22 protein-coding genes are annotated in these 18,191 nt (G+C 64.0%); 14 read left to right on the top strand and 8 right to left on the bottom strand.

Annotated features, from left to right (window positions below; all coding sequences use genetic code 11):
• Positions 1-12 precede the first annotated feature (12 nt).
• Genes SIN08_RS21040 through ureG form a run of 7 tightly spaced genes read left to right on the top strand, consistent with a single transcriptional unit; the run spans position 13 to position 4,770 of the window.
• Positions 13-318: an urease subunit beta gene (locus SIN08_RS21040; RefSeq protein ID WP_322453572.1), complete on the top strand. Its 306-nt coding sequence runs from the start codon at positions 13-15 to the stop codon at positions 316-318.
• Positions 319-2,028, top strand: coding sequence for an urease subunit alpha (gene ureC / locus SIN08_RS21035; protein WP_322453571.1), 1,710 nt, complete (start codon positions 319-321; stop codon positions 2,026-2,028).
• A 36-nt stretch (positions 2,029-2,064) separates the two neighbouring features.
• The gene (locus SIN08_RS21030) at positions 2,065-2,673 is read left to right on the top strand and encodes a LysE family translocator (RefSeq protein WP_322453570.1); all 609 of its coding nucleotides are present in this window, start codon (positions 2,065-2,067) and stop codon (positions 2,671-2,673) included.
• A gap of 9 nt (positions 2,674-2,682) precedes the next feature.
• Positions 2,683-3,147, top strand: coding sequence for an urease accessory protein UreE (locus SIN08_RS21025; protein ID WP_322453569.1), 465 nt, complete (start codon positions 2,683-2,685; stop codon positions 3,145-3,147).
• 44 nt (positions 3,148-3,191) lie between these two features.
• Positions 3,192-3,473 carry a YrhK family protein gene (locus tag SIN08_RS21020; RefSeq protein WP_322453568.1) on the top strand — a complete coding sequence of 94 codons (282 nt, stop codon included), beginning with the start codon at positions 3,192-3,194 and terminating at the stop codon, positions 3,471-3,473.
• Positions 3,470-4,126 (top strand): urease accessory protein UreF, encoded by a 657-nt coding sequence (locus SIN08_RS21015; protein ID WP_322453567.1) that lies wholly within the window; start codon positions 3,470-3,472, stop codon positions 4,124-4,126. Before SIN08_RS21020 ends, SIN08_RS21015 begins: the two co-directional genes overlap by 4 nt.
• The gene (ureG, locus tag SIN08_RS21010) at positions 4,123-4,770 is read left to right on the top strand and encodes an urease accessory protein UreG (protein ID WP_322453566.1); all 648 of its coding nucleotides are present in this window, start codon (positions 4,123-4,125) and stop codon (positions 4,768-4,770) included. Before SIN08_RS21015 ends, ureG begins: the two co-directional genes overlap by 4 nt.
• Before the next feature lie 16 nt (positions 4,771-4,786).
• Here the strand turns inward: ureG and SIN08_RS21005 are convergent, their stop codons facing one another.
• The 7 genes from SIN08_RS21005 to SIN08_RS20975 are packed head-to-tail and all read right to left on the bottom strand — an operon-like array spanning position 4,787 to position 11,423.
• The gene (locus tag SIN08_RS21005; RefSeq protein WP_322453565.1) at positions 4,787-5,779 is read right to left on the bottom strand and encodes a Gfo/Idh/MocA family oxidoreductase; all 993 of its coding nucleotides are present in this window, start codon (positions 5,777-5,779) and stop codon (positions 4,787-4,789) included.
• Positions 5,776-6,660: a sugar phosphate isomerase/epimerase family protein gene (locus tag SIN08_RS21000; RefSeq protein ID WP_322453564.1), complete on the bottom strand. Its 885-nt coding sequence runs from the start codon at positions 6,658-6,660 to the stop codon at positions 5,776-5,778. Before SIN08_RS21000 ends, SIN08_RS21005 begins: the two co-directional genes overlap by 4 nt.
• A gap of 22 nt (positions 6,661-6,682) precedes the next feature.
• Entirely contained in the window at positions 6,683-7,522 is an 840-nt protein-coding gene (locus SIN08_RS20995; protein ID WP_322453718.1) for a carbohydrate ABC transporter permease, read from the bottom strand.
• Positions 7,519-8,436 carry a sugar ABC transporter permease gene (locus tag SIN08_RS20990; RefSeq protein WP_322453562.1) on the bottom strand — a complete coding sequence of 306 codons (918 nt, stop codon included), beginning with the start codon at positions 8,434-8,436 and terminating at the stop codon, positions 7,519-7,521. The genes SIN08_RS20995 and SIN08_RS20990 overlap by 4 nt, the downstream gene beginning before the upstream one ends.
• A 58-nt stretch (positions 8,437-8,494) precedes the next feature.
• Positions 8,495-9,721, bottom strand: a complete 1,227-nt coding sequence (locus SIN08_RS20985) for a sugar ABC transporter substrate-binding protein (protein WP_322453561.1) — start codon at positions 9,719-9,721, stop codon at positions 8,495-8,497.
• Positions 9,718-10,725 (bottom strand): alpha/beta hydrolase, encoded by a 1,008-nt coding sequence (locus SIN08_RS20980; RefSeq protein ID WP_322453560.1) that lies wholly within the window; start codon positions 10,723-10,725, stop codon positions 9,718-9,720. Before SIN08_RS20980 ends, SIN08_RS20985 begins: the two co-directional genes overlap by 4 nt.
• The gene (locus SIN08_RS20975) at positions 10,722-11,423 is read right to left on the bottom strand and encodes a GntR family transcriptional regulator (RefSeq protein WP_322453559.1); all 702 of its coding nucleotides are present in this window, start codon (positions 11,421-11,423) and stop codon (positions 10,722-10,724) included. Before SIN08_RS20975 ends, SIN08_RS20980 begins: the two co-directional genes overlap by 4 nt.
• A gap of 88 nt (positions 11,424-11,511) precedes the next feature.
• Between SIN08_RS20975 and SIN08_RS20970 the strand changes: the two genes are divergently transcribed.
• From SIN08_RS20970 to SIN08_RS20940, 7 genes are all read left to right on the top strand, one after another.
• Positions 11,512-12,618, top strand: a complete 1,107-nt coding sequence (locus tag SIN08_RS20970) for a sn-glycerol-3-phosphate ABC transporter ATP-binding protein UgpC (RefSeq protein WP_322453558.1) — start codon at positions 11,512-11,514, stop codon at positions 12,616-12,618.
• Between the two features lie 155 nt (positions 12,619-12,773).
• Positions 12,774-13,493, top strand: a complete 720-nt coding sequence (locus SIN08_RS20965) for an Ldh family oxidoreductase (RefSeq protein WP_416208110.1) — start codon at positions 12,774-12,776, stop codon at positions 13,491-13,493.
• Positions 13,453-13,794, top strand: a complete 342-nt coding sequence (locus tag SIN08_RS20960) for a tripartite tricarboxylate transporter TctB family protein (protein ID WP_322453717.1) — start codon at positions 13,453-13,455, stop codon at positions 13,792-13,794. The genes SIN08_RS20965 and SIN08_RS20960 overlap by 41 nt, the downstream gene beginning before the upstream one ends.
• 15 nt (positions 13,795-13,809) lie before the next feature.
• The gene (locus SIN08_RS20955) at positions 13,810-15,318 is read left to right on the top strand and encodes a tripartite tricarboxylate transporter permease (RefSeq protein WP_322453556.1); all 1,509 of its coding nucleotides are present in this window, start codon (positions 13,810-13,812) and stop codon (positions 15,316-15,318) included.
• A gap of 19 nt (positions 15,319-15,337) precedes the next feature.
• The gene (gene lhgO, locus SIN08_RS20950) at positions 15,338-16,564 is read left to right on the top strand and encodes an L-2-hydroxyglutarate oxidase (RefSeq protein WP_322453555.1); all 1,227 of its coding nucleotides are present in this window, start codon (positions 15,338-15,340) and stop codon (positions 16,562-16,564) included.
• A complete protein-coding gene (locus SIN08_RS20945) occupies positions 16,545-16,868 on the top strand; it encodes a LysR family transcriptional regulator (protein ID WP_322453554.1) in 324 nt (107 codons plus the stop codon). The genes lhgO and SIN08_RS20945 overlap by 20 nt, the downstream gene beginning before the upstream one ends.
• Positions 16,847-17,554: a LysR substrate-binding domain-containing protein gene (locus tag SIN08_RS20940; RefSeq protein WP_322453716.1), complete on the top strand. Its 708-nt coding sequence runs from the start codon at positions 16,847-16,849 to the stop codon at positions 17,552-17,554. Before SIN08_RS20945 ends, SIN08_RS20940 begins: the two co-directional genes overlap by 22 nt.
• Here SIN08_RS20940 and SIN08_RS20935 read toward each other — a convergent pair.
• A complete protein-coding gene (locus tag SIN08_RS20935) occupies positions 17,464-17,985 on the bottom strand; it encodes a DUF6790 family protein (protein WP_322453553.1) in 522 nt (173 codons plus the stop codon). The genes SIN08_RS20940 and SIN08_RS20935 overlap by 91 nt on opposite strands.
• Between the last annotated feature and the right edge of the window lie 206 nt (positions 17,986-18,191).

The following is an 18,191-nucleotide window of genomic DNA, read 5'->3' as shown; positions in this document are numbered from 1 at the left end:
GGAGGACATGCCATGATCCCCGGTGAAGTTATCACCAAGCCCGGCGAGGTAACGCTGAACGCGGGCGCCGGTCAGGTCGTGCTCGAGGTTGCCAACACCGGCGACAGGCCGGTGCAGGTGGGCTCGCACTATCACTTCTTCGAGACGAACGAGGCGCTTTCCTTCGACCGGGAGAAGGCCCGCGGCATGCGTCTCGACATCGCGGCCGGTACCGCCGTCCGTTTCGAGCCCGGGCAGACGCGCGAAGTGCGGCTGGTGCCACTCTCCGGCGCCCGGACGGTCTACGGGTTCCAGCAGAAAATAATGGGAGCGCTCTAGATGCCCGCAAGAATTTCCCGTGCTGCCTACGCCGACATGTACGGCCCGACCACGGGCGATAAGGTGCGGCTTGCCGATACCGAGCTCTTCATCGAGGTGGAGAAGGATTTCACGTCCTACGGCGAGGAGGTGAAGTTCGGCGGCGGCAAGGTGATCCGCGAAGGCATGGGCCAGAGCCAGGTCACCCGCGCCGATGGCGCCATGGATACCGTCATCACGAACGCGCTGGTCGTGGACGTCACCGGCATCTACAAGGCCGATGTGGGCCTGAAGGACGGCCGGATCGCAGGCATCGGAAAGGCCGGCAATCCTGACACGCAGGCCGGTGTCGATATCGTCATCGGCCCCGGCACGGAGGTGATCGCCGGCGAGGGCAAGATCCTGACGGCCGGCGGCTTCGACGCGCATATCCATTTCATCTGCCCGCAGCAGATCGAGGAAGCGCTGATGAGCGGGCTGACCACCATGCTGGGCGGCGGCACGGGGCCGGCGCACGGCACGCTCGCCACCACCTGCACGCCGGGCGCCTGGCATATCGGCCGCATGATCCAGTCCTTCGATGCCTTTCCGATGAATATCGGGCTTGCAGGCAAGGGCAACGCCTCGCTCCCCGCACCGCTCGTCGAGATGGTGAAGGGCGGGGCCTGCGCGCTGAAGCTGCACGAGGACTGGGGCACCACGCCTGCGGCAATCGACAACTGCCTTTCGGTCGCCGACGATTACGACGTGCAGGTGATGATCCACACCGACACGCTCAATGAGAGCGGGTTCGTGGAAGACACCATTCGCGCCTTCAAGGACCGCACCATTCACACCTACCATACCGAAGGCGCCGGCGGCGGCCACGCGCCGGACATTATCAAGGTGTGCGGACTGTCGAACGTACTCCCGTCCTCCACCAATCCGACGCGCCCCTACACGGTGAACACCATCGCCGAGCATCTCGATATGCTGATGGTCTGCCATCACCTGGACGCCGCGATCCCCGAAGACGTGGCCTTTGCCGAAAGCCGCATCCGCAAGGAGACGATCGCCGCCGAGGATATCCTGCACGATATGGGCGCCTTCTCCATCATCGCCTCGGACAGCCAGGCGATGGGCCGTGTCGGCGAGGTGATCATCCGCACCTGGCAGACGGCCGACAAGATGAAGCGCCAGCGCGGGCGGCTGCCGGAGGAGACCGGCGACAACGACAATTTCCGAGTCAAGCGCTACATCGCCAAATACACGATCAATCCGGCCATCGCCCACGGCATCTCGAAGCACATTGGCTCCATCGAGGTGGGCAAGCGCGCCGACCTTGTGCTGTGGGACACCGCCTTTTTCGGCGTGAAGCCCAACATGATCCTGATCGGCGGGTCGATCACGGCCGCTCCGATGGGCGACCCCAACGGCTCCATCCCCGCCCAGCCCTACCATTACCGCTACATGTTCGGCGGCTACGGCAAGGCAATCACCGCTTCCTCGGTCACCTTCGTCTCGAAGGCAGCACTTGACGACGGGCTGAAGGAAAGGCTCAGCGTGGAAAAAGGCATGCTTGCGGTGGAGAACACACGCGAGCAGATCGGCAAGAAGGCAATGCTGTTCAACGACTTGACACCCGAGATCGAGGTGGATCCGGAAACCTACGAGGTGCGGGCCGACGGCGAGCTCCTTACCTGCGAGCCGGCGACGGAGCTGCCCATGGCGCAGCGTTACTTCCTGTTCTAGGATTGCCGCCTTGTCCGTAACGCGAACGAGGGCACCATGATCGCCTGGTCCATCTTCATCCCCGCCTGCTTTGCGCTCAACAGCGCCCCGGGCCCCAACAATATGCTGGCCTTCGCCAATGGCGCTCGGCTCGGCTTCGGCCGCGCCATGCTGGGTGGGCTGGGGCGCATGCCGGCCTTCGCGCTTCTGATCCTGATCACGATCGTGGGGCTGGGCGCCGTGCTCGCCGCCTCGGCGACCGCCTTCACCATCGTCAAGCTGGCGGGCGCCGTCTATCTCGTCTATGTGGGCATTCAGTTCTTGCGCAAGGCACGTGCCCTTGCCGCCGCCCAGAGCCAGGAAACGGCGGTACGCCCGCTCATGCGGCGCGACTTTCTGATCGCCATCAGCAATCCGAAGGCGATCGCCATCTTCACCGCCTTTTTCCCGCAGTTCATCGATGCCTCCGCGCCCGCATGGACGCAGCTTGCGGCCATGGGCGGGGTCTTCCTCCTCCTGGAGGTGGCGGCGGTGATGCTTTACGTGACTGCCGGAACGCTGATCGGCAAGATGCTGAAGTCCAACCGCATATTCGTGCAGTTGAACCGGCTCGTCGGTGGCGTGCTCATCGCTTCCGGCGCGTCGATGGCACTCTCCAGACAATAACAGGATTCCATGCTCCCGACCGCCACATGTGTCACGCAAACCGTCGCCGACCCCGCCGACAAGATCACCCTGGACGAAACGGCACGCCACCGCCGCCGCATGGCGATGCGCTCCGACGGCGGCATCGAGTTCCTCCTCGACCTACCCGAGGCGCGGCTCCTGCAGCATGGCGAGGGGCTCGTGCTCGACGATGGGCGCGTCATCGAAGTGCATGCCGCGCCGGAGCCGCTCTACGAGGTGCGTGGGCGTGATGCCCGGCATCTGGTCACTCTGGCGTGGCAGCTCGGCAACCGCCACCTGCCGGCGGAAATTGCGGAGGATCGGATTTTCATCCGCCGCGATCACGTCATTCACGAAATGCTGATCGGCCTGGGCGCGACGGTGGGAGAGATCATGGCGCCCTTTTCTCCGGAGAGGGGTGCCTACCATGGCCATCATCACGGGGGCGGAGGAGACCACGAACATGGCGCGTGAATTCTGCTATGCATCGATCGGCAGAAACAGCTTGGGGTAGCGCCATGAAGATCTTCAACCCGTCGAACCCTAACCGTTCATGCAGGCATCGGAAGCTCTACGCCTATTATGAGATAGGCTACACCGTCGCCGAGTTTGCCGCGGCAATGCTGTTTTTTGTCGGATCCGTTCTATTCCTCTACCCGGCGGTGGAGACGCCGGCCATCTGGTGCTTCATCATCGGATCGGCCTTCTTCGCGCTCAAGCCGAGCATAAGGGTCGTTCGCGAACTGCACTATCTCGCCATCGGCGACTACACGGATCTCGAAGGAGCCGGGCAGGGGTGAACAATGGGCTCGTCCGTCTGCTGACGTGGTGCTCGCCGGCCTTTCCGATCGGCGCGTTCGCCTATTCCGCCGGTTTGGAAACGGCAATCGCCCATGCGCGGATGGCCGGCCGTGCGGAAACACAGGACTGGATCGCAGGAAATCTGAGGAGCGGTACCGCGCGCAACGACGCAATCCTGGTCGCGGAGGCGTGGCGCGGACACGAGGCGCCTCACCGGCTCGCCGAACTTGCCGAGTTTTGCCTGGCGCTGACGCCGGCGCTCGAGCGCCATACGGAAGTGCTGGTGACGGGAGGCGCCTTTGCCGAGGCCGCACGCGCCTGGCCCGACCCGGTGCACGACCGGCTGCCGGAGCCATCTCCGTATCCGGTCGCTTTCGGTGCGGTGGCCGGAGCGGCCGGCATCGACCTCAACGACACGCTCGCCGCCTACCTGACCGCCCATATCCAGGCGCAGGTCTCCGTCGCCGTCCGGCTCGTGCCGATCGGCCAGACGGAGGGGCTTCAAATCCAGGCGGCGCTGGAGCCGCTCGTTGCGGAACTGGCGGACGGATTGCGTAACGCCACGACCGACGATCTCGGCGCCGCCGCCTATGCGGCCGATATCGCCGCCATGAAACACGAAACGCTTGGCACGAGGATTTTCCGCTCATGACATCGCTCAACGGCCCCCTGCGCATTGGCATCGGCGGACCTGTCGGTTCCGGAAAGACCACGCTGTGCGAAGTCCTGCTCAAGACCATGCGCGACCGCTATTCCATGGCGGTGGTCACCAACGACATCTATACCAGGGAGGACGCGCTGATCCTGGCGCGCCTGCAGGCGATCTCGGAAGACCGGATCGTCGGCGTGGAGACGGGCGGCTGCCCGCATACGGCGATCCGCGAGGATGCGTCCCTCAACCTCGCAGCCATTGCCGACTTGAATCGCCGCTTCCCCGATCTCGACGTGGTGCTGATCGAAAGCGGCGGCGACAATCTGGCCGCCACCTTCTCGCCTGATCTCGCGGATTTGACGATCTACGTCATTTCCGTGGCCCAGGGAGAGAAGATCCCGCGCAAGGGCGGACCTGCCATCACGCGTTCGGACCTGCTCATCATCAACAAGACCGACCTCGCCCCGCATGTCGGGGCCGATCTCGATGTGATGCGGGCGGACACCGAGAAAGTGCGCGAGGGACGGCCCTATGTCATGACCGACCTCTCGCGCCGCAAAGGGGTCGAGGAGATCTGCGCCTTCATCGAAACGGCTGGAGGCCTCCGCCGGCCCTCGGGCGTGCAGGATCGAAAGTCGGCCTGAAGGGGCTCGCCGCCGGTCACGCCGGGAGGCTGGCGCGGATGGTCTCGAGCCAGCGCATCGCCGTTGCGCCATCGTCGATCAGGGGCGCCGAATTGCGCTCGCCCCGGAAGGCGGCGACCGTTTCCTTCAACAGCGCATGATAACCCTTGAAATCCTCGTTGGCCGCGGCGGTGAAGTTCGGCCGCCAGGACAAGCTGTCTTCCCCATCGATCAGACTCGCTTCGGGGTTGTCGGACTTGAAGGGCGGGTCGCGGTGATAGGTGACCCCGATGACGTTGTCGATTTCGACGCGGCGATGATCGCCCATCACCTGCACGAACTCCATGGGCGTGCCGCGCGACTGGATCGTCCCCATCACCAGCGTCCCGATCGCCCCGTTCTCGAACTGAATAGCGACGTGCAGCAGGATCTTGCCGGGCGCCTTCTCCATGACCCGCGGCTCCATCGCCGCGATGGGGCCGACCAGATGGGCCGGAAGGTCCATGTAGTGCACGCAATGGTGCAGCAGGAAACCGGTATAGTCGGCGTTGCCCTCGAAATAGGTGGGGGCCGTCATGTAGGAGCCGTAGAAGCCGAGTGCGGAGCCGAAATCCCGGTCGATCACCGCCTTGGCGATCCTGTTACCCGCCGAGAAGCGCTTCATGAAGCCGACCACGAGAGGCTTGCCGGCCTTTTCCGAAGCGTCCCTGAGGCGCAGCGCGTCCTCATGGGAGGCGCCGGGCGGCTTTTCCATGAAGACAGGCAATCCGCGTTCGAGCGCGGCCTTGCCGATCTCGAGATGCGCCGCGGGGCCGATGGCGAGACCGACGGCGTCGAGCCCGGGATGGGCGAGCAGGTCCCGCGCGTCGGAAAAGACCGCGCCCACCCCGTATTGGCGGGCCACGTCCGCGGCGCGACCGGCATCGATGTCGCAGATGGCGGCGATGCGGACGTCTTCACGGACGAGCTGTGGCAAAAGCATCTGCGCGGCGTGTCGCCCGCAACCAATCCAGCCGATATTTAGGGTCATCGACGATAGCGTCCCATTGTCATTGCGTTCTTCAGGAGTGCGAGGCTGGCGGCGAGCTTTTCCGTCTCGTCCTCATGCGGAGGCCGCCACTGTGCGATCGGTACCGCGATGCGATCGTCGTCCCGCCGGAACGGTTCGAGCGCAATCGGACCCGCATAGCCGACGGCGTGGAGCGCCCGGGCCACGGCGACCCAGTCGGTCGCGCCCGTGCCGAGGAAACCGCGATGGTTCTCGTTCGCCTGGAAATGCGCTATGCGGGGACCCGCTTCGACGATCGCTTCGGGAATGCTCGCGTCCTCCATGTGCATATGGAAGGTATCGAGCATGAGCCCCACCGACGGCTCGCCGACGAGGTCGATCAGCGCGGTTCCCTGCCGGGTGGTGCAAAGGATGTCGGTTTCGAAACGGTTGAGAGGCTCCACGGCGAGGGTGACGCCCGCCTGCGCGGCGAACGGGGCGACGGCCTTGAGGCCTTCCACGCACCAGTTCTCACGCGCGGCACGAAGTGCCTCGTCGATGGGTTGCGGCGCCCGCCCCGCAAAGACCAGCGGGTTGCCATAGAGGGGACCGCCGACGATGCGGGCGCCGAGCGTGTGGGCACACTCAATCGCGTATTTCAGGTAGTCCCGGCCCGATTGCCGGCAGGTCGCATCGCTGCTGGTCAGGTTGCGCTCCATGTTGACGCGGGCGGCCAACACGACATCGAGCTCGGCATCCGTGAGCGCCTCATGCAACTTTTTCAGGTCGACGTCCCCGGCCTCTGGCACCAGCAGTTCAATAAAGTCGAAACCCAGCGCCTTCAGGCGCCTCAGCCAGGGGAAATGATCTTCGGTGAAAGGGCGGGCGATCTGCATGGAAATCAGCCCGACGGGATTGGTCATCAATGTATTCTCCACGGTTCGGTCAGCCTTTGACGGCACCCTGTGTAAGGCCCGAGATCAGCCGTTTCTGGATGAGCAGGAAGAGCAGCGTGGCGGGCATGGCGCCCAGCACGCCGCCCGCCGTCAGCAGGCCCCATTCGATCTGGTATTCCCCGATGAGCGTCTGGATGGCGACGGTGATGGTGCGCACGTTGCGGCCGCCCAGCGTCAGTGCATAAAGGTACTCGTTCCAGGACGTGATGAAGATATAGATGCCGGTGGCGATGATGCCCGGCAGGATGAGTGGCAGGATCACCTTCCTGAGCGCCCCCAGCCGCGAACAGCCGTCGATCATGGCCGCTTCGTCGAGGCTTCTTGGAATGGAATTGATGTAGCTGGTCATCATCCACACCGAGAAGGGGATCGCCACCGTGGCGTTGGCGATGATCAGCGCGGCGTGCGTGTCGATCAGGCCGAGCCTGCGCATGATGACGAAGAGCGGCAGGATGAGCAGGACGACGGGAAACATGTTGATGACGAGGAACTTGATCATCAGAACGCGCCGTCCGGGAAAGCGGAAGCGCGAGAACGCGTAGGCCGCGGTGACGCTGAGGCTCAGCCCCAGGACGACGGTTCCGATGGCCACGATGAAGCTGTGCACCATGTTGAACGGAAAGTCCGTGCGGCCAACGAGCCTCTCGTAGTTCGCCGCGGTCCACTTCTGCGGATCGAGCGCGACGCCCGCCTGCAACAGGTGCTCCTGCGGGGTGAAGGAGGTCAGCGCCATCCAGATATACGGACCGAGCGCAAAGGCGACGATCGCCAGCACCGGAAGGTGCGTGCCGAAGAGCGAACGGAGGGGGGATTGGCGGCGTACCATCAGTCCAGGGTCCTGTTGACGCGCGAGAGATAGACGAGGACGAGCCCGGTCAGCATGATGGTGAAAATGACCGCGAGCGCGGAGCCATAGCCGAAGTTCAGGCTGGAGCGGGCTTCGATGAAGGCGTAGAGCGGCAATGTGTGGGTGGCGTAGCCCGGCCCTCCGCCGGTCATGACGTAGATGACATCGATGGAGTTGGCGACCCAGATCGTGCGCAAGAGGATCGCGGTGCCGAGCACGCCGGCGATGCCGGGCAGCGTGATGTTGCAGAACTGCTGCCAGTTGCTGGCGCCGTCGATCGCCGCCGCTTCGTAGTAGCTCCTGGGGATTGACTGCAGGCCCGCCAGGATCATCACGGCGAAGAAGGGAAAGCCCTGCCAGGTCAGCGTGAGGATGACGGCGTAGAGCGCCGTGTCGGGATCGGCCAGCCACGGAAAGGAAGACTGCATGATCCCGAGCCGGAACAGGATGTCGTTGAGCACGCCGTAATTGGCGTCATAGATCCAGCGCCACATCAGCGCGATGACGACGCTCGGCAAGGCCCAGGGAATGATGATCAGCGCCCGCGCCACAGGCCGCCAGAAGAAATCGCGGTTGAGCAGGATGGCGGTGACGAGCCCGAGGAGCGCTTGCGCGGGAATGGTGATCCCGATCCACAGCAGCGTGTTCCAGAAGGAGATCCAGAAAACCTCGTCCTTAAACGCCGCGATGAAGTTGCCGAACCATATGAACGTACGGTCCGCTGGCCGCCAGACGACATAGTCGTGCAGGCTCAGGAAAATCGCTTCCGCCATCGGCAGGAAGACGATCAGAAGAGTGACCAGGACCGCGGGCGTCAGGAGGAGATAGGGAAACGCGGAGACGCTCTCCCGGGTTCTTCCGCGGCCGTGCGGTACTGTGCGAGCAGCTGAGGACATCGTCGGACCGGCTCTGGAAACGGGCAGCCGGGCCGTTGCCCGGCTGCCGGAAAAGGGCTTATTCGGACGCGTAGAGCTCTTCGAACTCGCGCATCATCTCTTCGGAGGTGATTTCGCCCAGAAGGGCGCGTTGCATGGCGCGCGGCCAGACATTGTCCACGAAATCGGATGTCGCGCCCGTTGCCGGAAGGGTCTCGGCGAAGGGAAGGGAGTCCATCGTCGCCTCTACGAAGCGCGCCTCGTGGTTCCGCCAGTTCTCCGAATCCGATTTGGTGACGGGCAACTGGCCGGTCGCCTCATTGAAGAGCGCGTTGTTTCCGCTGGAGGCGAGGAAGGAAATCCATTTCCAGGTGGCTTCCTTGTCTTCCGCCGAGGAAAACACCGCCAGCGACTCGTCGCCGAACGCCGTCCAGCGCCCGCCGCCGCATTCCGGTACGGGTGCTGCGGAGACCTTGTCGCCGAGGGCCTCGACCATGGCGTTGGACGAGCCGATGTGATGGATCGTCATCGCCGTGCGGCCCTGCTGGAAGGCGGCGATGATCTCCTGAAACCCGTCATTCGGCGCCGACGGCGGAAAGACGCCGTGCTTGCGATGCAGGTCGATCACCCATTGGTTCGCGGCAATGGCCGTCTCGCTGGTCAGGCTCTCTTCGTCATCGAGCGAAACGCCCTCGTGCGACAGCACCAGGCTCGCCCAGTGGTCGTGACCACCTTTGCCGCCGCGAAAGCCGAAACCGTAGACGTCGTTGTTGCCGTCTCCATCCGTATCCTGCGTCAGGGCCTGGGCCGCGGCCAGGAAGTCTTCGCAGGTCTCGGGCGGTTTGAGGCCCGCCTCCTTGAACATGTCGGCGCGATAATAGAGATAGAGCACCACGTACTGGACGGGCAGGTAGTACTGGTTGTCGTCCGGGCCCGCATTGATCTCCAGGATATTGTCGAGCAGGTCGTCCTTGCCATCCCAATTCGCCAGCCATTCGTCGATCGGCTCGAGCGCACCCATCTCGACGAGACGCGGCTGCGCGAAGAGCTTGACCATGGCGGCGTCCGGCGCGCCGCCGCCGACGATCGCCGTGTACAGATTGTCGTAATAGCTGTTCCACGGCACGTTCTCGGCTTCGATCGTGATGCCCGGGTTCTCCTCCTCGAACTTGGCGATCAGCTCGTTCATCGGATTGTCCGGGTTGTCGAAATGGTACCAGAACCGCACGGTTGAATCCGCGTGGGCAAGGCCCGCCATTGCCGATACCGACGCAGCAAGTGCGAGCGTTTTCAAAGCGTTTCTCATCTTTTCCTCCCGTGGTTGGATGAATGTCCGGCCGTGTCCAGCCAGTCGGCGGCCAGAGCAAAGGCCGTACGCGCCTCCTCGAGCGCGGCAGTCATCTGCATGAAGCCGTGCACCACGCCGCGATGCAGATGGCAGACGTCATGGCGCCCGAGGGCTCTGAGGCGTTCGTGAAGGCCGAGCGTGTCGTCCCGCAGCGGGTCCAGCTCGGCCGCATTGAGATAAAGGGGCGGAAGGGCCGACAGCGCTTCGTCCGAGGCATTGAGCGGAGCGGCCAGCGGATCGCCGCGCAAGGCGGGATCCGGTGCATACCGGTCCCAATAGCCCTTCATCCGCGCGGTCGTGAGGCCGTAGGGCGGGTCCGGCATGCAGTAGGATGCGGTGGTAAAGTCCGCGCTATAGACGCCGTAGAAGAGCAACGCGAAGTCGGGCAGGGGCGTGCTCTCCCGAAGGGCGCCGAGCATGGTGGCCATGGCCAGGTTGGCGCCGGCTGAATCGCCTGAAATGCCGCCCGGTCCAGCGTCGATACCATGTGCCGCGGCCGCCGCGAAAGCCGCACCCCAAGCCGCCTTGCAGTCCTCCAGTCCGGCGGGAAACGGCGCCTCGGGCGCGCGACGGTAGAACGGCGCGATCACCGCCATCCGGCAGGATGCAGCCAGAAACCGGATGGCCCGCTCGTGGGTATGCGGCGAGCCGAACATCCAGCCGCCGCCATGCAGATAGAGAATGAAACCCGGCCTGGGTTCGAAAGGAATCCGCAATGTCGCCGTGATCGGACCGATCTGGGAGCCGTCCGACAGCGTTATGTCTTTCGCTGCCGCCATCTCAGGCAGTTCGACGTTCCAGCGACTGTTGCTCCGTTCGAACTGCGCGCGTGCCTGGTCGTGCGGCAGCGTGAAGGGATCGGCAAGCCCCTCGTCTTCCGCCTTGAGCCGCTCGATGAGCGCCCCCATCTGCCGCGTCGGCTCGGGCGTCCGACCCGCCGTTGATCCCGCCCGCCCCGTCATACGCTTTCCTCGTGGGAGGGCTGCTCGAACAGGGCGGGCCCGAAGTCGACGATCGTCGCCACGTGGTGGCCGATGGCGCCTATCGCAGCTTCCTCGTTGCGGGAATCGAGCGCTTCGATGATCGATTCGTGGCGCCGCGCGGTGACGTCGAGATCGCGCTGCTCGCCGCTGCGCAGGATCTTGAAACGTTGGTTATGCAGGATGCAGCGTGACAGCAGCGGCTCGACCGCGGGAAGATCCGCGGCCTGGAACAGGCACATGTGGAAGCTGCGGTCGAAATCGGCGAGGGCATATTCATCCTTCGCGCGCGCGGCCTTCATCATCGCCGCCAGGTAGTGGCGCAGATCGTCGAGCGCCTTGTCGTTTATCCGCTGGACGGCGCGGCGGATCCCGCGGGTCTCGATCCCGTGGCGCAGCCGGAACATCTCGACCGCCTCGTCCCGTGTGCAGTCGGACACGCGCGTGCCCCTGTGCCCCATGCGCACAACAAGACCTTCGTCCTGAAGATTGAGCAGAGCTTCGCGTACGGGACCCTGGCTGCAGCCGAAATATTCGGCGAGCTCGAGTTCCAGGAGAGTCTCTCCCGGAGCCGCCTCGCCGAGCATGATCGCCCGCTTGAGCCCCTCGAAGACCTCCATGCTCTTCGACACCCGCTGGGTCGCTTCGCGTCCTCTTCTGCCGGTCAGGGCAAATGCCATCGGCCCGCCTCTTGTCGCCTGCATCTCCTTCCTTTATTATCAATATTGATAACGATAAGGCAAGAGCGAAACGAGGGATGCGGCGCGCATGGCCACGATCGAGCTGAGGGATGTCATCAAGAGCTACGGGGGAGCGGAGGTCATCCACGGCGTTTCGCTCGAGATTGCCGACCATGAATTCATGGTGTTCGTCGGCCCCTCCGGCTGCGGCAAGAGCACGCTCCTGCGCATGGTGGCGGGACTCGAGACGATCACCGGCGGCGATATCCTGATCGGCGACAGGCTGGTGAATGCGCTCGAACCGCGTTACCGGGACATTGCCATGGTCTTTCAGGACTATGCGCTTTACCCGCACATGACCGTGCGCGAGAACATGGCCTTCGGCCTGAGGATGCGCAAGGCGCCGGCTTCGGAGGTCGAGGAGAAGCTCGCGGAAGCGGCGGACATCCTGCAGATCACGCCGCTGCTCGATCGCAAGCCCGGCCAGCTCTCCGGCGGGCAGCGCCAGCGTGTGGCGATGGGACGCGCGATCGTCCGGCGGCCCTCGGCCTTCCTATTCGACGAGCCGCTGTCCAATCTCGACGCCAAGCTGCGCGTCGACATGCGCACCCAGATCAAGCGCCTGCACGCGCTTTTGAAGACGACCACCATCTATGTCACGCACGATCAGGTCGAGGCGATGACGCTGGCGGACCGGATCACGGTGCTCCGCAACGGCCACATCGAGCAGGTGGGCACCCCGTTCGCGCTTTATGAACGTCCGGCCAATCTCTTCGTCGCCGAATTCATCGGCTCGCCCGCCATGAACATGGTCAGGGCACATTACGTGGTCGAAGGAGACAGGGCCGAGGCGGTTATCCGTGACGACCTTCGCATCGCCTTGCCGCCCTACGGCGTGCAAAACGGCACCGAAGTGGTCCTCGGCATCCGCCCCGAACATCTGGAGCCATCCCAGTTTCGCCCGCACGGAAACGCGATGACCTTTCCGGCGACGACCAAGATCCTGGAGCCCCTGGGATCCGACGTGATGGCACTGTGCGAGCTTTCCGGTGTGGAACTGACCGCGCGCCTGACGCCCGGTCGTGTCTCCCGGTCGGGAGAAAGTGTCGACCTCGTGTTCGACACCGCGCATGTCCACCTCTTTGACGCCGAGGGCGGTCAGCGGATCGAGGCGCTTGGTGCCGAGGCCGCGTAGGCAAGCTGGCCTTCCTTTCCGCGCCGAGGCGTTCGGACGGCAAGCCGTCCTCGCGCTTGCCCGGCTCCACCCTCGGGTGAGCGTTCTCGGTGGCAAAACCAAAGGAAAGGTTTGGCTTGATTTAAGAGAAACCAATCTTTTCTTGCCCCTTCTCCATGGGGCACCCTCCGGGCAATGGGTATGCGTCTCGGAGGGAGGCCGGATTGATCGCACACGACTATCAAACACATGAAGATCAAGCCGCCGCCATCTTTCGGGCATGGGGAATGACCAAAGAGCGCGCGAGAGCTTCCGCGCGCGTTCTGGCCTGGGCCGACCTGCACGGCATCGAAAGCCATGGCATTGCCATGCTGGTCGAATATGACGAGCGCCGCCGCATCCGGCCGATCAATTTCCGGCCCGAGCCGCAGATTGTGCGTGAGACCCCGATCAGTGCACTGCTCGATGGCGACGGCGGACTTGGCCATGCCACGGCAACGCAGGCCATCGATATCGCCATTGAGAAGGCCAAGGCGCACGGCATCGGCGTCGTGTCCGTCCGCAACTCCGGCCATTTCGGCGCGCTCGGCTTCTTCACCACCCGTGCCGCCGACTGGGGCCTGATCGCCATGGCCGCCACCACCGTGTTCGGCGTGCATGTTCCGCCGACCGGAGGCGCCAGGGCCCGGCTTGGAACCGACCCCTGGTCCTTTGCCGCGCCGAGCGCGGACGGGCGGCACTTCGTCCTCGACATGGCGACGACCACCGTCGCTTCCGGCAAGGTGCGCAACAGGATCGTCGAGGGAAAGAAGATGCCTCCGGGCTGGAGCGACACCCGGTGGCGGGTTCTTTCCGATCCTGATCGGCGGCGGGCTCGCCGCCCTCAGCGCTGTTAATTTGATGCGCAGCCTGCTCGGTTGTGAAAAACTGGCCAACGCACTCACACCGCGCGACCTCGGTAAGATCGCGCTCCTGTTCGTCGCCCTGGCCGGCGTTATCGTGCTCACGCCTTATCTCGGGCTGGCATTGACGGGCATGGGGTTCATGCTGGCGGTGGGGCTGATCATACGCCCGACGCTGGCGCCGGCTTTTCTGGTGCGGCTGCTGCCATGTGCGGTCCTGTTCCCGCTTTTCTTGCGGCTGGCCTTTGGGGAATGGCTCAAGATCCCGGTGCCGACCGGCCCGTTCGGACTTTAGTTCCGGAGAAATCCAATGGATGCTTTCGGTCTCCTCTTCGAGGGAATACAGAACGCGGCAACGCCCACGACCCTGCTGGCCACGCTCTTCGGCGTGATCATCGGATTGCTGATCGGCGCGCTGCCGGGACTGGGTCCTTCCGCCGGTGTCGCCATCATGCTGCCGGTCGCCGTCAGCCTCGGCGGGGTTCCGGCGCTGGCCTGCCTCGCCGGCATCTATTACGGGTCGATGTTCGGTGGCGCCATCACGTCGATCTTGCTGGGCATTCCAGGCGATCCACCCTCCATCATGACCGTTGTCGACGGCCATCCGCTGGCCAAGAAGGGAGAGGCCGGTCGCGCGCTCGGGATGAGCGTCTTCGGTTCCTTCATAGGCGGTCTCGTCGGGCTGATCGGCCTGGCCACGCTGTCGGCGCCGATTGCGCGTGCCGCCCTCGCGTTCGGCCCCACCGAAATGACGGCGATCATGGTCCTGGCCTTGTCGATGGTCAGCGTGCTCGGCGGCCGCAACGCGATCAAGGGTTTCACCGCTCTCGCCATCGGTTTCTGGCTCGGCATGATCGGGCTCGATCCCATCGCCGGTCCGGTCCGGTTTACCTTCGGTTCCATGGAACTGTTCGACGGTCTGGATTTCTCGGTCGTCGCGGTCGGCCTGTTCGGGCTGACCGCGATGTTCACCAGCCTCAACGAGAATGTCACGAAGGGTGTCGCCAAGTTTGAACTTTCCGCACTGTTTCCGCGGGTAAAGGATGCTGTCCGATCCCGCATCGACCTGCTGCAGGGAGCGGTTACCGGATTTTTCGTGGGCGTCCTGCCGGGGATCGGAGCGACCGCGGCGACCATGATGGCCTATGCCGCCTCAAAGCGCATGTCCAAGACGCCCGAAAAATACGGCACCGGCATCGTCGAGGGGATCGCCGCACCCGAGGCGGCCAACAACAGTGCCTCCTATTCCTCGATGATCCCTTTGTTCACGCTGGGAATTCCGGGTTCGGCGACGACGGCCGTCATGATGGGAGGCCTCCTGATGCTGGGCCTCCAGCCCGGGCCTCTGCTCTTCGTCAACAATGGCGATTTCATCTGGACCGTCTTCGGCAGCTTCTGGATCGGCAACGTGATGCTCGTCTTCCTGACGCTCCTTTTGACGCCGCTCCTGGCCTCGCTCCTGTTCATTTCGACGGCGATCCTCTATCCGATGGTCTTTGCGATCATTGTCTTCGGCGTCTTCTCCATCGGCAACTCGATGTCGGGCGTGACGATCGCGCTTCTGGCCGGCTTCTTCGGCTTGATCCTCATCAAGCTCGACTATCCGCCGGTTCCGCTCGTGCTCGGGCTCATTCTCGGGCCGATGCTGGAGCGCAATATCCGCCGCACGCAGATACAATCGCAGGGCGACGTGCTGGTCTTCGTCGAACGCCCCATCGCCTTGACCCTGTTTGTGCTGACGGCGATTGTCTTGCTGCTGCCGGTTGCGATGAAGCTTTTGCGGAAGAAGAAACCGCTGCTCGCCGAGACATCCTCCTGAGGATCGGACAAAGGACGTCATGGAGTACACCTACTGCATCATCGGTGGCGGCATTGTCGGGCTCGCGACGGCGCTGAGCCTGTCGCAACGCGATCCCGCCGCGAAAATCCTCCTCCTGGAAAAGGAGGCGGCGGTCGGAATGCACCAGACCGGCCACAACAGCGGGGTTATCCATGCCGGAATCTATTATAAGCCCGGGTCGCTGAAGGCCCGGCTCTGCCGTGCCGGGGCGGAAGCCACCAAGATATTCTGCGGGCAAAACGGCATCCCCTATGAGACCTGCGGCAAGCTCCTGATCGCAACCGATCAGCGTGAGCTCGAACGGCTGGGCGGGCTCGAGGAACGCGCCAGGCAAAACGAAATCAGCTTCGAGCCCGTCTCGCGCCAGGGCTTGCGCCGGATCGAACCGAACGTCACCGGCATCGGTGCCCTGCTGGTCCATGCCACGGGCATCGTAGACTATCGTCAGGTCTGTCTGGCGATGGCCGAAAAGATGAAGGAACGGGGAGCGGTCCTCAAACTGGGGAAGCAGGTGGTGGCGATCGACGAGGGGGGAGGGCGCGTCTCGATCCACGATCATGACGGTGAGATCCACCACGCCCGCTATCTGATCAGCTGTGCCGGTCTCCAGTCGGATCGTATTGCGCGGCTGGCCGGCATGCAGCTCAAGCATCGCATCGTCCCCTTCCGCGGTGAATATTACACCTTGCCGCCGTCCAAATCCGAGATCGTCAAGCACCTCATCTATCCGGTGCCCGATCCGGACCTGCCCTTCCTCGGCATTCACCTGACCCGCATGATCGACGGGCGGGTCACTGTCGGCCCGAACGCCGTGCTCGGCTTTTCGCGCGAAGGATACCGGAAGGGCAGCATCGACTTCCGGGATGTCGCCTCGCTGGTGACGCATGGCGGGTTCTGGAAGATGGCGCACGGGAACCTGAAATCCGGCATCGACGAGTTCCGGAATTCGCTCTTCCGGCGCCGCTACCTCGAGGAATGTCGCAAATATTGCCCGAGCCTCACGTTGGACGACCTTCGGGAACCGGGCGCCGGCATCAGGGCGCAGGCGATCCTCGACGACGGCACGCTGGTGCACGACTTTCTGTTCCTGCAGTCGGAACGCATGCTGCACGTCTGCAACGCTCCATCGCCAGCCGCCACCTCGGCCATGCCCATTGCCGAGATGATCGTCGACAGGCTGCAGGGAACGGGCGAGGACCAGACGCATGGAAACGCGCTTTCTTGAAACGTTCGTCCTTGTCGCCGAGCTCGGATCCCTCGCGGAAGCCTCACGCCGCCTGGGGATTTCGCCGGTGGCGGTCGCGCAGCGCATGCAAGCGCTGGAGGATGAAATCGGGGCGACCCTGCTCGTGCGCACCGGCCGCCGGGTCAAGCCCACGGATGCTGGCCATGCGATCCTCGACAAGGCGCGCGAAATACTGGTTGGCGTTCGCACCCTGGCGCGCCTTACGAGACTTGACGAAATCGCCGGCGATATCCGCATCGGGGCAATCGCCACGGCGCCGGAATCCTGCCGGCCGCACTCCTGACGCTCAGTCGGACCGCACCGGCGGTCAACGCGTTTCTCCTGCCGGGCACGTCCAACGATCTCCACCGCTCGCTCCTGGACGGCAAGATCGATGGCGCGCTCATCGTCGCGCCACCATTTCCGGTCGCCAAATCCCTGCGGTGGAAGTCACTTCGAAAGGAGCGCCTCGTTGTCCTGTGCGCACCCGCGCACCGGGGAGAGGATCCGCTGGAGCTGCTGCGAAGCGAGCCCTTCATTCGCTATGACCGCAATAATTGGGGCGGGCGCCTTCCCGATCAGTACCTCCGCGACAACGGCATTTTTCCGGGCGAGCGCTTCGAACTGGACTCGTTGGACGCAATCGCCGTGATGGTGCGTACGGGCCTGGGCGTGTCCCTCGTCCCCGATTGGGAGCTTCCCTGGGACCATGCCGATACGCTGGTCCGCTTGCCCGTGCCGAGCGCGCCATCGGCATGCTTTGGCCGCAAAGTTCGCCGGCAGGGCGGTTGGTCGATTGCGTCGTGGAGGCGATCGAGGAGACGGCGCCGGGCAAGCGTCAATACCGGCGCGAGGGCGGCGGATGCGCGCCGTCCCGGGCGTGGGCGCCGCGAACGGTCTCAGGTTGAGCGCGCCGAGGCCTGCCCTGTCTTCCCATACCGCATCCACAGCAGGAGCGCGCCGAGCAAGGGCACGAAAATGTCAGTATAGAAGATCGCTCCTGCATTGCCCGGAGCGAAATTGCCCGCCATGATCATTTGATAGGCATGGCCGCCGGCCGCGCCAAGCAGGAAGCATGCGGGGCCAACGACGGCCGCAAGGCGCATTTCAAAGCCGCCCTTGAACGCTAGGAAACCGACCACCGCAAAGCCCAGGCTGGCAAAGCCGACCTCGGCCTGGAAGGGGCTGTTTTCCCAGCCGATGAACGCCGCCGCCATGTCGCCGAAGAAGACGTGCATCACGAAGTTGTAGAGGAAGGTGAAGCCGATGACGAAGAGCGCATAATAGGCGAGCGCCTTTTCCGCAAATCGCGGGCGGGCACCATTTCGGCCGGCGAGCATGGAAATCGCGGTCGCGATGGCGGCAACTACCAGGAATGTAATGGTGAAATTGCTCAGTACGAGCGCGATTGCCTGTTCCACAACTCCCCCCTGGATTCGCCAAGTGCCGCCGCTTCCTTCATAAAAAGGAAGCGACAACGAAAGTTGAAAGGCCGAAAGCCCTCGGCGGGGCGCCGATCGTCGGGTTTCACTGGGTAAGCGGCCTCCGGCGAAAATGTTACAGTATCAGATTGGGGGCTGGAATGTTGCGTATCGACGGGTGGAATAGAAGCCTGCGTGTTGCGATG

This window comes from Chelativorans sp. M5D2P16, assembly GCF_034427935.1.
GTDB lineage: Bacteria > Pseudomonadota > Alphaproteobacteria > Rhizobiales > Rhizobiaceae > Chelativorans.
This window is presented reverse-complemented; position numbering and strand designations above follow the sequence as displayed.

Excerpts from the sequence above, each read along its gene's own strand:
- SIN08_RS20990 (WP_322453562.1), bottom strand. The coding sequence starts at position 8,436 with ATGTCCTCAGCTGCTCGCACAGTACCGCACGGCCGCGGAAGAACCCGG.
- SIN08_RS21040 (WP_322453572.1), top strand. The coding sequence starts at position 13 with ATGATCCCCGGTGAAGTTATCACCAAGCCCGGCGAGGTAACGCTGAAC.
- SIN08_RS20975 (WP_322453559.1), bottom strand. The coding sequence starts at position 11,423 with ATGGCATTTGCCCTGACCGGCAGAAGAGGACGCGAAGCGACCCAGCGG.
- SIN08_RS20985 (WP_322453561.1), bottom strand. The coding sequence starts at position 9,721 with ATGAGAAACGCTTTGAAAACGCTCGCACTTGCTGCGTCGGTATCGGCA.
- SIN08_RS21020 (WP_322453568.1), top strand. The coding sequence starts at position 3,192 with ATGAAGATCTTCAACCCGTCGAACCCTAACCGTTCATGCAGGCATCGG.
- ureG (WP_322453566.1), top strand. The coding sequence starts at position 4,123 with ATGACATCGCTCAACGGCCCCCTGCGCATTGGCATCGGCGGACCTGTC.
- SIN08_RS21000 (WP_322453564.1), bottom strand. The coding sequence starts at position 6,660 with ATGACCAATCCCGTCGGGCTGATTTCCATGCAGATCGCCCGCCCTTTC.
- SIN08_RS21025 (WP_322453569.1), top strand. The coding sequence starts at position 2,683 with ATGCTCCCGACCGCCACATGTGTCACGCAAACCGTCGCCGACCCCGCC.
- SIN08_RS20965 (WP_416208110.1), top strand. The coding sequence starts at position 12,774 with ATGGGGCACCCTCCGGGCAATGGGTATGCGTCTCGGAGGGAGGCCGGA.
- SIN08_RS20945 (WP_322453554.1), top strand. The coding sequence starts at position 16,545 with ATGGAAACGCGCTTTCTTGAAACGTTCGTCCTTGTCGCCGAGCTCGGA.
- SIN08_RS21005 (WP_322453565.1), bottom strand. The coding sequence starts at position 5,779 with ATGACCCTAAATATCGGCTGGATTGGTTGCGGGCGACACGCCGCGCAG.
- SIN08_RS20955 (WP_322453556.1), top strand. The coding sequence starts at position 13,810 with ATGGATGCTTTCGGTCTCCTCTTCGAGGGAATACAGAACGCGGCAACG.
- SIN08_RS20970 (WP_322453558.1), top strand. The coding sequence starts at position 11,512 with ATGGCCACGATCGAGCTGAGGGATGTCATCAAGAGCTACGGGGGAGCG.
- SIN08_RS20980 (WP_322453560.1), bottom strand. The coding sequence starts at position 10,725 with ATGACGGGGCGGGCGGGATCAACGGCGGGTCGGACGCCCGAGCCGACG.
- ureC (WP_322453571.1), top strand. The coding sequence starts at position 319 with ATGCCCGCAAGAATTTCCCGTGCTGCCTACGCCGACATGTACGGCCCG.
- lhgO (WP_322453555.1), top strand. The coding sequence starts at position 15,338 with ATGGAGTACACCTACTGCATCATCGGTGGCGGCATTGTCGGGCTCGCG.
- SIN08_RS21030 (WP_322453570.1), top strand. The coding sequence starts at position 2,065 with ATGATCGCCTGGTCCATCTTCATCCCCGCCTGCTTTGCGCTCAACAGC.